Below are 14,653 nucleotides of genomic sequence, written 5' to 3'. Positions count from 1 at the left end.
AAAACGTCGCCGCCTAATTCGCCCCGGCACAGGACCGCAACGCTGCCGCATTCTGTTCGGGAAAGGGCGTTAGCATATGCACATGGATACCAATGGCGGTGCAACATGGCAGCAGGCGGACGTTGTGGTGGTGGGGGCCGGGCTCGCCGGATTGGTCAGTGCCGCCGAGGCCTACAACGCCGGACGCCGGGTACTGATCCTGGATCAGGAGCCCGAGGCGTCGCTCGGCGGGCAGGCCCACTGGTCCTTTGGCGGACTGTTTCTGGTGGACTCCCCCGAACAGCGGCGGCTGGGCGTGAAGGATTCGCCCGAGTTGGCCCTGTCCGACTGGATGGGATCGGCCGCGTTCGACCGCCCCGAGGACCTCTGGCCCCGCCGCTGGGCCGAAGCCTATGTGGAGTTCGCCGCCGGAGAGAAACGTGCCTGGTTGCATGCGTTGGGTGTGCGCTTCTTCCCCCTTGTCCAGTGGGCCGAGCGCGGCGGCTACGACGCCCAGGGCCACGGCAATTCGGTCCCCCGCTTTCACGTGGTGTGGGGCACGGGCCCGGGAATACTGGCTCCTTTCCTGGCGAAGGTGCAGGAAGGCGTGGAGGCGGGCCGTGTGCAGATAGCCCACCGGCACCGGGCCACCGAGCTGGTGTTCGACGCCGGAACCGTCACCGGGGTGCGCGGCCAGGTCTTGGCGCCTTCCGGGGTGGAACGAGGCGAGGCCAGCAGCCGCGAAGTGGCGGGAGACTTCACTGTCAGTGCCGGGGCCGTGATTGTTTCCACCGGCGGAATCGGCGGCAACCACGCCATGGTTCGCGAACAGTGGCCCAACGGACAGGGCCCCGACTACATGTTGACCGGTGTTCCCGCCTCGGTTGACGGGCTGTTCCAGCAGGCCGTGGCACAGGCCGGCGGGGCACTGATCAACACCGACCGCATGTGGCACTACCCCGAAGGCATCCACAACCCCGAGCCGGTCTGGCCCAATCACGGCATCCGCATCCTTTCCGGCCCCTCCCCGCTGTGGCTGGATGCCACGGGCCACCGCCTTCCGGTGCCGCTGTTTCCTGGATTCGATTCACTCGGCACACTGCGGCATTTGGAGACCACAGGACACGAACATTCCTGGTTTGTGCTGAACAAGAGCATCATCAGCAAGGAATTTGCGCTCTCCGGCTCGGAACAGAACCCGGACTTGACAGACAAGGACATGTTCCTGCTGGCCAAGCGGGCACTGCCCGGGGCCACCGGCCCCCTGCAAAAATTCATCGACTACGGCGTGGACTTTGTCCAGGCGGACTCGGCGGAGGAACTTGCCGTGAAAATGAACACCTTGATTGGCCAGGATTTGATTGATCCGCCCGGACTGCACGAAACACTTGTGGCCCGGGACCGGCAGGTGGCCAGCGGTCTGGGCAAGGACACCCAACTCAACGCCGTCCGGGAAGCCCGCCGCTTTGCCACCGACAAGTTGATGCGGGTGGTTCCCCCGCATCCCATCCTGGCCCCGGAGCACGGACCGCTCTTCGCCGTCCGCCTCACCACGCTCACGCGCAAGAGCCTCGGCGGGTTGACCACCGACTTGTCCAGCCGGGTCCTTTCAACCGCCGGCACTCCCATTGCGGGGCTGTATGCTGCGGGGGAAGCGGCGGGCTTTGGCGGCGGCGGCATGCACGGCTACCGCTCCCTCGAGGGAACATTTCTGGGCGGTTGCCTGCTCTCCGGGCGGACTGCCGGACGCCACGCGGCAGGCGCCACCGAGGCATGAGCCCGGAACACATGGACAGCGGGAACGTTGACAGACACAACCCCCGCGAGGGCGCACCGCAGTGGCATGGGGACCTGCTGGGGCCGGACTACCAGTCGATGTCCCTCGTGGTTCCTGCCAGGGCCAATGGAGGCGCCCCCGTCTCCCGATCCGGTGGTTCCGGTGGTTCCCGACGTTCTGGAGGTTCTGGAGGTTCTGAAGTAGATGGTGAAGGTGGCCGGCCTGCTTCGGCCACGTTCTACCGGGCGACCCTGGTGCGGCACAAGCCGCTGCACAGCGGGATCCAGGAAGCTGCCATGCCCGCGGCCGAGAAACGCCAGCCTGCGGACGGGACAGGTCCCGCCGTGCTGTTTATCCACGGCTGGAGCGACTACTTCTTCAACACGGGCTTGGCGGAGTTTTTTACATCGCATGGATTCACCTTCTATGCCCTTGACCTGCACAATCACGGCCGCAGTCTCGACTCTCCCGAGTTGGGCGGCTATGTGGCGGACCTGGCAGACTACGACGCGGAGATCCTTGCCGCCCACGCCATCATCTCCGCAGAAGTCGAGGCCGCCGAGCGAGAGTGTGCAGAGACAGGGTCCGCGGAGAAGGAGTTTTCCGAGGCCGCGGCAGGCATTTCTCGCCCACTGATCCTGATGGGCCATTCCACCGGAGGCTTGATAGCTGCCCTGTGGGCCCACCACCATCCCGGACTTGTCAGCCACCTGATACTCAACAGCCCCTGGCTGGAAATTCAGGGCGGCCCGGCCATCCGCCGAGCTGCCAGCCCGTTGGTGCAATTGGCCGATTTTCGTCCCCTCATGCGCATGCGTGTTCCCGAACGGTCCTTCTACTGGAGGGGCATCAGCCGCGAGGCATATGGGGAATGGGCTGTGGATAAAAAGCTGCGCCCACCCCACGCATTTCCCGTCAGGGCAGGGTGGATGAGAGCCATTCTGGCGGCCCAGCAGGAAGTGGCCGGCGGGCTGAAGCTTCCCATGCCCGTCCTGGTCCTGCTTTCTTCGCGGAGCCTGCTTGGACCTGTTTGGAACGATCAAATGCTGATGGCGGACGTGGTGCTCGACGTACGCTCGCTGGCACTGCGGACCCTGTCGCTGGGCAATAGCGTGACCCTTGAACGGATCGACGGCGCACTCCATGAAGTTTTTCTCTCCCGCGAACCGGTGCGCGCAGACGGTTACACACGTTTGGCACGTTGGCTGCGCGGTTATGTGGACTAACCCAACTCACTGGCTTGGCCAGGGGCCGTGAGCTGGCTGGGTGCGTGCGCTGGGAGCCGCCCAGCCGTTCGTGGCACAAGTGGATTTAATACATGCGTGCTGAAAAACTTGGCTAGCCCTGGGCGGCTGCCGCGTCGACGGCACCACCATAGCGCCGGTCGCGTCGAGCGTATTCGTCCACGGCGGCCCACAAGGTCCTGCGATCCACATCCGGCCACAGCGTGTCCATGAAGACAAACTCGGCGTAGGCGGACTGCCAGAGCAGGAAGTTGGAGAGCCGCTGTTCCCCGCTGGAGCGCAGAAAAAGGTCCACATCGGGAGCCTCAGGGACGTAGAGATACTTCTGCACGGTCTTTTCATTGACAGCACGGGGGCTCAGTTTGCCTGCCGCAACATCAGCAGCCAAGGCCGAAACGGCGTCGGCAATTTCAGCTCGACCGCCGTAGTTAACACACATGGTCAAGGTGATGACGTCGTTGTCCTTGGTGTGTTCCTGGGCTTCCTCAAGCTCTTTAATGACGGAGCCCCAGAGCTTGGGTTTGCGCCCAGCCCAACGAATGCGCACACCCCAGGCATCCAGTTGATCTCGCTGACGTCTTAATACATCCTTATTAAATCCCATCAAGAAGCGAATTTCCTCGGGTGAGCGCTTCCAGTTTTCCGTGGAAAAAGCATAGACGCTGATGTGCTTGATGCCCATTTCAATGGCACCGGCCATCACATCAAGGAGAGCCGGTTCGCCGGCCTTGTGCCCCTCGATCCGAGGCAAGCCGCGCTGGTTGGCCCAACGGCCGTTGCCATCCATCACGATGGCCACGTGCCGGGGGACAAACTCTGCCGGAATGGCTGGTGGCTGCGCCCCTGAGGCATGGCCCCAGGGCGCCACTACGGGTGGCTTGGACTTGCTGCGGGTGCTGCTCTTGCCCTTGCTGCTGGTACTGCTGCGGTGGTGTCCTGCCATGTTTCTATACACGCTCCACAAGTCTCAGGGAACGCACAGTGCGTTCCAAATGCCATTGCACATATCCGGCCACAAGCCCCGCCGCCTCGCGACGGTGCTGGGCGGCCGACGCATCCGCGCCCGGCCAGTCCGCGCTGAGCAGCTGGCCCAGCAAAACCATGGTTTCAGGTGCAGGGGCCGGTGAGCCCGGGGGCCTGCACTCGTGGCACACTGCCCCTCCGAGCGCCGCACTGAAGGCACCATGGGGTCCGGGCTCTCCACAGCGGGCGCAGATACTGAAACTCGGGGCCCAGCCGGCAATGGAGACAGCCCGCAAAAGATATGAATCCAGAACCAGCTCCGGGGCGTGCGCCCCCCTGCTGAGCGCTCCCAGCGCACCAACCAGCAACATGTAGTGGGCCGAGGAAGTCTCCCCATCAACGTCCGTGAGGCGTTCGGCAGTTTCAGCCATGGCGGCTGCAACGACATAACGATCGTAGTTGGCGGCAATGGCGTCTCCGTAGCTGTACCTTGCCACTGCTTGGGTGACAATGTCCAGGCTTCGCCCCTTGACCAATTGCAGGTCGGCGACCATGAACGGTTCCAGCCGGGCACCAAACTTGCTGGTGGTCCGCCGAACGCCCTTGGCCACGGCACGCAATTGGCCGTGGTGGTGCGTGAGCAGCGTGATGATCCTGTCCGCCTCGCCCAACTTGTGGGTGCGCAGCACTACGGCGTCGTCCCGGTAGGTGCGGGCGGCAAAGGATTGATTGGACACCCCTTTATTGTCCCATCATTGCGTCGCCAATGAACGAAGGGCAGATGGGCGTCTTTTCCGCGCCTGCAGCCATGGGCTGCAGGCACGGAAACACTACGCTGCGCGGACGTCCCGGATGGCGCGGTTCACAGCTGAGATGACAGCCTTCAGCGAGGCGGTGGAGGTGTTTGCGTCTATGCCCACGCCCCACAGCACGCGCTCCCCCACAGTGCATTCCACGAACGCTGCGGCACGAGCGTCGCCGCCCTCGGAGAGGGAGTGCTCGGAGTAGTCCAGGACTCGCACGTCCATGCCGTCTTCCGCCAGGATGGCCAGCAGCGCTGCTATGGGCCCGTTGCCTGTTCCCGTGCGGCTGTGGGACACCCCGTCGATGGCCAGCTGGGCGGTGAGGGACATCTCGCCCTCGTCGTCGGTGGAGGTGGTGAAGGAACCGATGCGGTACTTGCCCCACTGCGACCCGGCGCCTTCGGCCGGCAGGTACTCGTCCTTGAAGACAGTCCACAGCTCCGCTGCGCTGACTTCCCCGCCCACGGTGTCGGTCCGTTTTTGAATGACGCCGGAGAATTCGATTTGGGCACGCCGCGGCAGATCCAGGCTGTGCTCGTTTTTGAGCAGGTAAGCCACACCGCCCTTGCCCGACTGCGAGTTGACCCGGATAACAGCCTCGTAGCTGCGCCCCAGGTCCTTCGGGTCCACTGGCAGGTAAGGCACGTTCCAGGTGTGCTGGTCAGTGGCGACACCGGCCGCGGCCGCATCCACTTCCATGGCCTCCAGTCCCTTCTTGATGGCGTCCTGGTGGGAGCCGGAGAAGGCAGTGAAGACGAGGTCGCCACCGTAGGGTGAACGTTCGGCGACCGGCAGCTGGTTGCAGTATTCAACTGTGCGGCGAACGTCGTCAATGTCGGAGAAGTCGATCATGGGGTCGATGCCCTGGGTGAACAAGTTCAGGCCCAGGATCACCAGGTCTACGTTGCCTGTGCGTTCGCCGTTGCCGAACAGGCAACCTTCAATGCGGTCTGCACCGGCCAGGTAGCCCAGCTCGGCAGCGGCAACACCGGTGCCGCGGTCGTTGTGCGGGTGCAGCGACAAGATGATGCCCTCGCGCGGATGCAGGTTGCGGCTCATCCATTCAATGGAGTCGGCGTACACGTTGGGGGTGGCCATTTCCACTGTGGCCGGCAGGTTGATAATGACCTGGTTGTCGGCGGAGGCCGCAAAGATGTCCGCAACGGCGTTGCACACGCGCAATGCGTACTCGGGCTCGGTCCCGGTGAAGGACTCGGGCGAGTACTCGTAGGTGATGTGCGTGTCCCCGAGGGACTCTTCGAACTTCTTGCACAGCCGCGCACCCTGCAAGGCGATGTCGAGGATGCCGTCCTCGTCCTGGTTGAACACGACGCGGCGCTGCAACACGGACGTGGAGTTGTACAGGTGAACAATGGCCTGCTTTGCCCCGACCAAGGACTCATAAGTCCGTTCGATGAGGTGTTCGCGTGCCTGGGTCAGGACCTGGATGGTGACGTCCTCGGGGATGTTCCCGCCTTCAATGAGCTGGCGAACGAAGTCAAAGTCCGTTTGCGAGGCCGACGGGAAGCCCACCTCAATTTCCTTGTAGCCCATCTTGACAAGCAGCTGGAACATCTTCATCTTCCGGCCCGGGCTCATCGGGTCGATCAGCGCCTGATTGCCGTCGCGCAGGTCCACGGCGCACCAGCGCGGGGCCTTCGTGATGACCTTGTCCGGCCAGCTGCGGTCGGGCAGGCTGACGGAAATTTGATCCTGGAATGGCAGGTAGCGGTGGACGGGCATGCCGGATGTTTTTTGCGCATTTCGCATTGCAGATGACCTTAATATTGTTCAACGAAAGAGAGGCCGGCCGAGCAACACAAACACCGCAGCGAGGGTGGCCATAGTCCGCGTTGATCAATTCAAGCGGTTCGAGGCCTCGCCGCGGCAGCTAAGAAGAAGAAGCATTCCAGTGCGCACATTTTTTACATTAGCACGGCACGTAGGATGATGGTGAACCAACTCACCTTGGCGGCTCTTCGCAAGGTGCAGGAAACACCAGACCCACTGAAGGGGAACCGATTCACTTGACGCATTCCGGCATCAATCTCAATCACATCGACCCGAACACCCGGCCCCAGGACGACTTGTTTGAGCACGTCAACGGCGGCTGGATGGCCGCGGAGGTGATTCCGGCCGACCGGGCACTGAGCGGATCCTTCACCACCTTGCGGGACAATTCCGAAGCTGCCGTACGGGCCATCATTGAGCACGCCGGGACCGAGGCGGGCAACCCCGACGCCGCCAATCCCCAGCTTTCCGCGAAGATCGGTGCGCTCTACGCCGACTTCATGGATGAAGCAGCCATTGAGGCAGCCGGTGCCGAGCCCTTGGCGGAAAGGCTCGCCGCCGTCGAAGCCGCCGACTCCATCCCGGCGCTTGTGCAGCTCATGGGCGAGTTGGACCGCACCGGCGGCAGTGCCTTGTTTGGCGCCTATGTAAGCAACGACGCCGGAAACCCGGACCGCTCGCTGCTGCATCTTTTCCAAGCAGGACTGGGTCTGCCCGACGAGTCGTACTACCGCGAGGACAAATTCGCCTCGGTCCGGGCCGCCTATGTTGATCATGTCCAGGCCATGCTTGGGCTCGCCGGAGTTGCGGACGCTGCGGCCAAGGCTCCGCGCATCATGGCACTGGAGACCGCGATTGCCGCCACGCACTTGGACAAGGTGTCATTGCGCGATCCGCAAAAGACGTACAACTTGATGACGTCGCAGCAGACGACGGCGCTGCTGCCCGAAGTGGGGATGTGGCTCGATGCACTGGGGCTCACAAGCGAACAGCGTGCTGAAATGGTGGTGGCGACCCCCGGATTCTTCACGGGCCAGCAAGCACTCCTGACGCAGGAACGCTGCGCAGACTGGCAGGCGTGGCTCGCCATGCGCACCATCGCCAGCCTTGCCCCCTACCTGTCCAAGGACTTCGTCGACACGAACTTTGCGTTCTACGGCACCACGCTCAGCGGCACCCCTGCCATCCGGGACCGTTGGAAGCGCGGCGTCGCCTTGGTCGAAGGCGCCCTGGGCGAGGCAGTTGGCCAGCTCTACGTGGCCGAGCATTTCCCCGAGTCGCACAAGGCCCACATGGAGAGCCTGGTTGCCAATCTCATCGAGGCCTACCGCAGCAGCATTGCCGGGCTGGGCTGGATGAGCCTGGGGACCAAGGAGAAGGCACTGGAAAAGCTTGCCGCTTTCACCCCGAAGATCGGCTACCCCTCCACCTGGCGCGACTACTCCGCCCTGAACATTGTCCCCGGCGAGCTGCTGGGCAACATTGAACGCAGCAACGCCTTTGAGCTGGCCCGGCAACTGGCGAAGATCGGCGCTCCCGTTGACCGCGAGGAATGGCTCATGACTCCGCAAACCGTCAATGCCTACTACAACCCCACCATGAACGAAGTGGTGTTCCCGGCGGCGATCCTGCAGCCGCCGTTCTTTGACGCCGAGGCCGACGACGCCGCAAACTACGGTGGAATCGGTGCCGTCATCGGGCACGAGATTGGGCACGGCTTCGACGACCAGGGCTCGCAGTTCGACGGGACGGGGGCTCTGCGCAATTGGTGGAGCGATGCCGACAGGTCAGCCTTTGACAAGCTCACGGCCAAGCTGGTGGACCAGTACAAGGTACTCTCCCCCAAGGAGGCTCCCGGGGAGTTTGTCAACGGAGAGTTGACCTTGGGTGAGAACATTGGCGATTTGGGCGGGCTGGCCATCGGGTTCAAGGCCTACCAGCTCAGCCTCGACGGCGGGCAGTCTCCCATGCTTGAGGGGCTCAGCGGTGCGCAACGCTTCTTCTTCTCGTGGGCGGAATGCTGGCGGACAAAGATTCGCCCGGAGGAAGCCCTTCGCCGACTTGCCATTGACCCGCACTCCCCGTCGGAGCTGCGTTGCAATGCCGTGGCCAGCAATCTTGATGCCTTCCACGAGGCTTTTGCCACCACCGCCGGCGATGCCATGTGGCGTGATCCCGCGGAGCGCGTGGGCATCTGGTAACCCAACCGCCAACACACCCAACGTCTACGCCCCGGGGCGTTTAAGGCCTCAAGCGCCCCGGGGCGTTTAAGGCCTCTACGCCCCGGGGCGTTTAAGGCCTCAAGCGCCCCGGGGCGTTTAAGGCCTCAAGTGTTCAGTCCGTCCAGAATTAAGGCCCACACGCCTGGCAGCCCTGATGTTACTTGGCGTAGTAGAGCGGATTGACGCTCAGGCATTCCCCGCCCTGGTCGGCCGTGCTGGCCACAATGTCTTCAGGCACCGTGATCTTGCCAAACTCGGTTCCCGAGGCCCAATCGGATCCCACCACAATGCTCACGCCGTTGATGGTGGGATCCGATGTTACCGCGGCTGCAGGAATCTTGAACAAGGCGGCCACGTCGGCAGCCACGTCGGCCATGTCCGTGCCGTACAGCACCTTCGTTTCAGCAGCCGCAGGAAGATCACCCAACTGCCACGCCGAGGTGTAGCCTGCGCTTGCGAGAGTTTGAATGAGTCCGAGGCTGCGCCCCACCACCGCCGAGGCGTTGGAAACGCTGATCGGTTGGATCGACTTGTCATAGGCCGGTGCTGCCGCAGCGGTGCTCTGGGACTCCGTCGTGGCCGCCCCGCTGCTGGAGGCCGTACTTTTTGGGGCGCTGGGCGAAGCCGTGGGTGATGCCGTCAGGGACTTGTCGGTGCGCAGCGCAGCGAAAAACTGGCCCGCCTGGGGTTCCTTGAGCTGCACCCTGTTGGGGTCCGCCGTGTACGGCTCATGCGGCACGGTGACAAAGGAAATCTGCGCCAGGTCAATCTTGGCCAACCGGTTGGCAATGCCGATCATGGATGGAATGTTGGCCAGTCCGTCGTCAATAGTGAGGTTTTTGGTAACAACGTCTGCCAGGTTGTACAGCTTGGGCAGATTGGTCAGGGTTCCCTCACTCTTGACCTTGCGGACCATGGAGCCCAGGAAGTACTGCTGGGCCTGGATCCGGTCCAGGTCGCTGGAGTCGCCAAAGGAATGCCGGGTGCGCAGGAAAGCCAGCGCTTGTTCGCCCTTTACCAGGCTCTTGCCCTTCGGCAGTTTCAGGAACGACCCGTCGACGTCGTACATGGCGTGGTCAACGCACACTTCAACACCGCCCAGGGCGTTGGAGAGTTCCTTTACGGCGGTGAAGTCGGCCAGCATGAAGTGGTCGATCGTCAGTCCGGTGATGTCGTTGATGGCAGCAACAGTGCAGCCCGGTCCGGCCCCAAGGGCCGCGTTGAGCTGGCCGCTGCTCGAACCGGCGATGACTTCACCGGTGGTCGAGGACTTGCAGTCCGGAACCGGCACCATCAGGTCCCGTGGAAAACTCGTCACCGAGACACGGCTGTTGTCCGCCGAAATGTCCATCAGGAGCATGACATCCGATTTGCCTTCACCGGCGGAGTCGTCGGCCGTGCCGTACTCGCTGTTTTTTCCTGCACGGGTGTCTGTTCCCAGAATGAGGATCTGCAGCGAGCCGGTGTCTTCAAGCTGCTTCTTCGAGGATTCGTTCCCCACCCCGGCGTTCAGCGGCGAGGTGGTGACATTGTTTTGCAGCTTGAAGAACAACAATCCGGCTGTGCCAATTCCCAGCACCAGAGCAGCGGATACGGTCAGCGCTGCAATGCGCAGCCACAGGGGCGCCTTGCGGGTCGGCTTGAAATGCCGTCCGACCGGCTCGTCGAGGCCCTGGGGCTCGGTGGGGTCGAGGCCCTGGGGCTCGGTGGGCGGGGTGGGCGAAGAGCCGGTTTTCCCCGTTTCGGCACGGCGGCGCCCCATGGACAAACCTTTCGCAGTGAATAATGACCCTCAGAAGTGTAGCGGCGAAGACTGGGAAGGACCCGCACGCCGCACACCCAAGCCCCAGGAACTTTGGCACGAAGCTGGCGGCCCGCACGGGCCTCCAGCGCCTAAAAACCCAGTTTGACGAGCTGTTTGGGATCCCGTTGCCAGTCCTTGGCCACCTTGACGTGCAAGTCCAAATAGATCTTCGTGCCTAAAAGCGCTTCGATCCCCTTGCGGGCGTTGGTGCCGACCTCGCGCAGCCGGGCACCGCCCTTGCCAATGATGATGGCCTTTTGCGAGGGCCGTTCCACGTACAGGTTCACGCGCACGTCAAGCAGCGGACTCTCCTCCGTGCGGCCTTCCCTGGGCACAATCTCCTCCACCACAACGGCCAGGGAGTGCGGAAGTTCGTCGCGGACCCCCTCAAGGGCGGCTTCTCGAACGAGCTCGGCCACCATGACAGCCTCGGGTTCGTCCGTCAGTTCGCCATCCGGGTACAGGGCCGGGGACAGTGGCAGGTAGTCGGCAAAGACTTTGGCCAAGGTTTCCACCTGAAAGTCCTCCACAGCGGAGACAGGTACGACGGCGGCGAACCCCCTTTCGCCGATGACCTCCCGTCCCAGCGCCTCGACTGCGATCAGCTGGTCCGTCACTGCCTGGCGGTCCACCGTGTCCGTCTTGGTGACAATGGCCACGACAGGCTTGTTGCCCACCTGGCCCAGCTGCGTGGCGATGTAGCGGTCCCCAGGGCCGATTTTTTCGTTGGCGGGCAGGCAGAAACCGATGATGTCGACTTCGGAGAGGGTGTCTGCCACGAGGTCGTTCAGGCGCTTGCCCAACAAGGTGCGGGGCCTGTGCAGCCCTGGCGTGTCCACCAGGACAAGTTGGAAGGTATCCCGGTGGACGATGCCACGAATGGTGTGCCGGGTGGTTTGCGGCTTGGCCGAGGTGATGGCGACTTTTTGGCCCACCAGCGCATTGGTCAGCGTCGACTTGCCGGCGTTGGGCCGGCCGGCCAGAACAGCGAAGCCGGCACGGAACCCCTCACCCTTGGCTTCAACCAGGCCTGGCTTGGCTTTTGACTTACTCATGATTGCTCCTGTGGTGCTGTTCGGTGGGGTTGGCGGCTGCCGGCGTGCCGCCGTCGTTCTTGTTAACGTTAATTCTGCTGGTTCCTGCATCCAAGGCGTGCAACTCCGTGCTGCCATTCTCTGCCGGTTCCACGGCGCTGGCAATGACGTGGCTGACACGGTTGCGGGAGGCATCCATCCTTTCGGCCAGCAGCAGGATGCCGTTGACCTCGACGCTGTTGCCGAGTGCGGGAATCTTGCCCAGGTGTTTGGCCATGAAGCCGCCCACGGTGTCCACCTCATCGTCGTCAAGGTCCTTGCCGAAGAGTTCGCCCAGCTCGCCCACGGCCATGCGGGAGCGGATCCTGTAGCGGCCGTCGCCAAGGTCCTGCACGTCCGGGGCGACAAGGTCGTACTCGTCGGCGATTTCACCGACGATTTCCTCAATCAAGTCCTCAAGGGTGACAAGCCCGGCCGTGCCACCGTACTCGTCCACGACAATGGCCATGTGCGTGGATTCGAGCTGCAACTCCTTCAGCAGGTCGTCCACGGGCTTGGATTCCGGCACGTACCGGACGTTGCGGGCCAGCTGCGCGGCGGGGGGCTGCTCTTCGTCGTCGGACAGCCTGTGCAGGGTGGCCACGACGTCCTTCAGGTACAGGATGCCCAGGATGTGGTCGCTGCTGCCGCCAATGACCGGAATGCGTGAATACCCCGAGGCGAGAAACACTTCCAGTGCTTCGTCAAGGGTGAAGATCTGGTCAATGGTGACGATGTCCGTGCGCGGGACCATGACGGCGCGCACCATGGTCTCGCCCAGGTCAAAGACGCTGTGGATGAGTTCAGCCTCGTTGTCCTCGATCATGTCCGATTCGCTGGCGCGGTCAACAAACTCGCGGAATTCCCCTTCGCTGACGAACGTCTCGTCCCCTGCAGGGGCGTCCTTGGCCACCACCGAACCAAGCCGGATCAGCCATTCCGGAACGGGCCCGAGGATGCGGCACGAAAAGTGCACGACCCACGCCGTGCGGCCCACCAATGCTCCTGCGTGGAGCCGGCCCAGGCGGCGCGGGGACACTCCCACCAGCATGAAGCCCAGCAGGGCCATCACGACGGTGGCAATGAGTCCTGCGATCCACTCGTTGCCCAGCAGGCCCACGAGGAAAAGGGCGACGGCGACGGCGGCCGCCATCTCCGACCACACGCGCCAAAAACGCAGCGCATTCAGGTGCCTCGCCGGCTCGGCCAGGATCTTCGCCAGTGATCCGCCGCGGCCGCGGGCAGTGATTTTCTCGGCGTCATGGCGGGGAAAGAAGCTCAGCGCTGATTCCAGTGCGGCCATGAAGGCTGCCATGGTCGTGAAGAGAACTCCCACGACCGGCAGTGCAACAAGCGTCACTGCATTGTCTCCCGCGGGGCTTCCTTGCCCAGGAAGCTGGAGAGGAGCTCGCGCTGAATGCCGAACATCTCTTCCTTTTCCTCCGGTTCACCATGGTCGTAGCCCATCAGGTGCAGCATGCCATGGGTGGTCAGCAGCAACAGTTCTTCTTCCATGGAGTGCCCTGCAGCAGCAGCTTGTTCCTGTGCAACGACAGGACACAGCACAATGTCTCCCAACAGGCCCGCGGCCGTTGGCATGGCGGCTGTGCCCGGGCGAAGCTCGTCCATGGGGAAGGAGAGCACGTCGGTGGGTCCGGGCTCGTCCATCCACTCGACATGCAGTTTTTCCATGGTCTCCACGTCCGAGAGGATCACGGATACTTCGGTCTGCGGGTGGACGAACATGGCCGAGAGGATGTGCTTAATGAGCCTGACAAGCTCTTCCTGGCGCACCTCCACGCCTGATTCGTTGTTGATTTCGATGCTCATCGGGAGGTGCTTTCCTTGGGGATGGTGGGAGCGGGATGGGAGTCGTCCCAATTGTTGTAGGCGCTGACGATGGCTCCGACGAGGCGGTGGCGGACCACATCGGTGGCGTCCAGGATGGCAAAGTGGATGTCGTCCACATCTTGCAAAATCTCCCTGACCACCCGGAGCCCGGATTTGGTTCCCGTGGGCAGGTCGATCTGGGTGACGTCGCCGGTCACCACGATTTTTGAGCCAAAGCCCAATCGTGTCAGGAACATCTTCATTTGTTGAGGGGTGGTGTTTTGCGCCTCGTCAAGGATGATGAACGCGTCATTGAGGGTTCGGCCGCGCATGTAGGCCAGCGGAGCGACCTCGATGGTGCCGGCCGCAATGAGTCTCGGGATGGTTTCCGGATCCAGCATCTCGTGCAGCGCGTCGTAGAGGGGGCGAAGGTAGGGATCTATCTTGTCGCTGAGTGTCCCGGGCAGGAACCCCAGCCGTTCGCCCGCCTCCACGGCGGGACGGGTCAGAATAATCCTGCTGACTTCCTTCTGCTGCAGCGCTTGGATGGCCTTGGCCATGGCCAAATAGGTTTTTCCCGTGCCGGCCGGACCAATGCCAAACACCACCGTGTTGCGGTCGATGGAGTCGACGTAGTCCTTTTGGTTGGCGGTCTTGGGACGGATGGTCCTGCCCCGGCTGGAAAGGATGTCATGGCTGAGGACTTCCGCCACGGAGGCGTCGGCGTGGTTCTTGAGCATGGCAACCAACTGCTCCCACACATCGGCGTTCATGGTGCTGTTGCGGGCCACCATGCCGCGGGCTTCCTCCATGAGGTGCATGATGCGTGGCACCACGGAAGCGGGGCCGGTAATGGTCAAAACGTTGCCTCGGGCCAGAAAATCCACGCCGGGGTACAACTCTTCAACAATGCGCAGGCCTTCGTCCTCGGCACCCAAGGTCGCCACCATTTGATCCGTGGAGAGAAACTGGACCACCTCGGTGCGCGTGCCATCGACGGAATGCGGGAAATGCCGCCCAGGTCCCTGGTCGGGATATGAATCGTGGCGGTGCGCTGTTGTCTCTGTCATAAGTTCGGCCGTTCCGGCCTGAAATCTCTCCTCGGGTTGCCGGTGGCAGCCACCGGATTCTTGACTTTGCTGCTTGCTCTTGATTCTAGTCCACCTG

The 14,653-nt window shown here is 62.9% G+C and carries 11 protein-coding genes; 3 read left to right on the top strand and 8 right to left on the bottom strand.

The annotated features are described in order from the left end of the window. Positions 1–82: 82 nt before the first annotated feature. Both QMG25_RS09245 and QMG25_RS09240 read left to right on the top strand, forming a co-directional pair. The gene (locus tag QMG25_RS09245; protein ID WP_283459518.1) at positions 83–1,756 is read left to right on the top strand and encodes an FAD-binding dehydrogenase; all 1,674 of its coding nucleotides are present in this window, start codon (positions 83–85) and stop codon (positions 1,754–1,756) included. Next, positions 1,753–2,982, top strand: coding sequence for an alpha/beta hydrolase (locus QMG25_RS09240; protein ID WP_283459516.1), 1,230 nt, complete (start codon positions 1,753–1,755; stop codon positions 2,980–2,982). Before QMG25_RS09245 ends, QMG25_RS09240 begins: the two co-directional genes overlap by 4 nt. A 112-nt stretch (positions 2,983–3,094) precedes the next feature. Here QMG25_RS09240 and QMG25_RS09235 read toward each other — a convergent pair whose 3' ends face one another. The 3 genes from QMG25_RS09235 to leuA form a co-directional block, all read right to left on the bottom strand. Continuing rightward, a complete protein-coding gene (locus tag QMG25_RS09235) occupies positions 3,095–3,943 on the bottom strand; it encodes an isoprenyl transferase (RefSeq protein WP_283459514.1) in 849 nt (282 codons plus the stop codon). A 4-nt stretch (positions 3,944–3,947) separates the two neighbouring features. Then, a complete protein-coding gene (recO, locus tag QMG25_RS09230) occupies positions 3,948–4,700 on the bottom strand; it encodes a DNA repair protein RecO (RefSeq protein WP_283459512.1) in 753 nt (250 codons plus the stop codon). Between the two features lie 93 nt (positions 4,701–4,793). Further along, on the bottom strand, positions 4,794–6,536 hold the full coding sequence (leuA, locus tag QMG25_RS09225) for a 2-isopropylmalate synthase (RefSeq protein WP_283459510.1): 1,743 nt from the start codon (positions 6,534–6,536) through the stop codon (positions 4,794–4,796). Positions 6,537–6,793: 257 nt separating this feature from the next. Here leuA and QMG25_RS09220 point away from each other — a divergent pair, with 257 nt between their 5' ends. Continuing rightward, entirely contained in the window at positions 6,794–8,758 is a 1,965-nt protein-coding gene (locus QMG25_RS09220) for a M13 family metallopeptidase (RefSeq protein ID WP_283459508.1), read from the top strand. 178 nt (positions 8,759–8,936) lie between these two features. On the opposite strand, the gene QMG25_RS09215 is transcribed toward QMG25_RS09220, so the two are convergent. The 5 genes from QMG25_RS09215 to QMG25_RS09195 all read right to left on the bottom strand — a co-directional run bounded on the left by QMG25_RS09215 (position 8,937) and on the right by QMG25_RS09195 (position 14,556). Continuing rightward, positions 8,937–10,541: an LCP family protein gene (locus QMG25_RS09215; RefSeq protein ID WP_283459506.1), complete on the bottom strand. Its 1,605-nt coding sequence runs from the start codon at positions 10,539–10,541 to the stop codon at positions 8,937–8,939. A gap of 131 nt (positions 10,542–10,672) precedes the next feature. After that, positions 10,673–11,638, bottom strand: coding sequence for a GTPase Era (era, locus tag QMG25_RS09210; protein ID WP_283459503.1), 966 nt, complete (start codon positions 11,636–11,638; stop codon positions 10,673–10,675). Beyond that, a complete protein-coding gene (locus QMG25_RS09205; protein ID WP_283459501.1) occupies positions 11,631–13,016 on the bottom strand; it encodes a hemolysin family protein in 1,386 nt (461 codons plus the stop codon). Before QMG25_RS09205 ends, era begins: the two co-directional genes overlap by 8 nt. Beyond that, a complete protein-coding gene (gene ybeY, locus QMG25_RS09200; RefSeq protein ID WP_283459498.1) occupies positions 13,013–13,486 on the bottom strand; it encodes an rRNA maturation RNase YbeY in 474 nt (157 codons plus the stop codon). The genes QMG25_RS09205 and ybeY overlap by 4 nt, the downstream gene beginning before the upstream one ends. Further along, on the bottom strand, positions 13,483–14,556 hold the full coding sequence (locus tag QMG25_RS09195; protein WP_283459496.1) for a PhoH family protein: 1,074 nt from the start codon (positions 14,554–14,556) through the stop codon (positions 13,483–13,485). Before QMG25_RS09195 ends, ybeY begins: the two co-directional genes overlap by 4 nt. Between the last annotated feature and the right edge of the window lie 97 nt (positions 14,557–14,653).

It is taken from the genome of Arthrobacter sp. H35-D1, assembly GCF_030063185.1.
In the GTDB taxonomy this organism is placed as follows: domain Bacteria; phylum Actinomycetota; class Actinomycetes; order Actinomycetales; family Micrococcaceae; genus Specibacter.
The sequence above is the reverse complement of the archived record's forward strand: the minus strand, read 5'-3'. Positions and strand labels throughout refer to the sequence as shown.

What these genes read in the sequence shown, in the direction of transcription:
- leuA (WP_283459510.1), bottom strand. Translation starts at nt 6,536, where the DNA reads ATGCGAAATGCGCAAAAAACATCCGGCATGCCCGTCCACCGCTACCTG.
- QMG25_RS09215 (WP_283459506.1), bottom strand. Translation starts at nt 10,541, where the DNA reads ATGGGGCGCCGCCGTGCCGAAACGGGGAAAACCGGCTCTTCGCCCACC.
- ybeY (WP_283459498.1), bottom strand. Translation starts at nt 13,486, where the DNA reads ATGAGCATCGAAATCAACAACGAATCAGGCGTGGAGGTGCGCCAGGAA.
- QMG25_RS09195 (WP_283459496.1), bottom strand. Translation starts at nt 14,556, where the DNA reads ATGACAGAGACAACAGCGCACCGCCACGATTCATATCCCGACCAGGGA.
- QMG25_RS09245 (WP_283459518.1), top strand. Translation starts at nt 83, where the DNA reads ATGGATACCAATGGCGGTGCAACATGGCAGCAGGCGGACGTTGTGGTG.
- era (WP_283459503.1), bottom strand. Translation starts at nt 11,638, where the DNA reads ATGAGTAAGTCAAAAGCCAAGCCAGGCCTGGTTGAAGCCAAGGGTGAG.
- QMG25_RS09240 (WP_283459516.1), top strand. Translation starts at nt 1,753, where the DNA reads ATGAGCCCGGAACACATGGACAGCGGGAACGTTGACAGACACAACCCC.
- QMG25_RS09235 (WP_283459514.1), bottom strand. Translation starts at nt 3,943, where the DNA reads ATGGCAGGACACCACCGCAGCAGTACCAGCAGCAAGGGCAAGAGCAGC.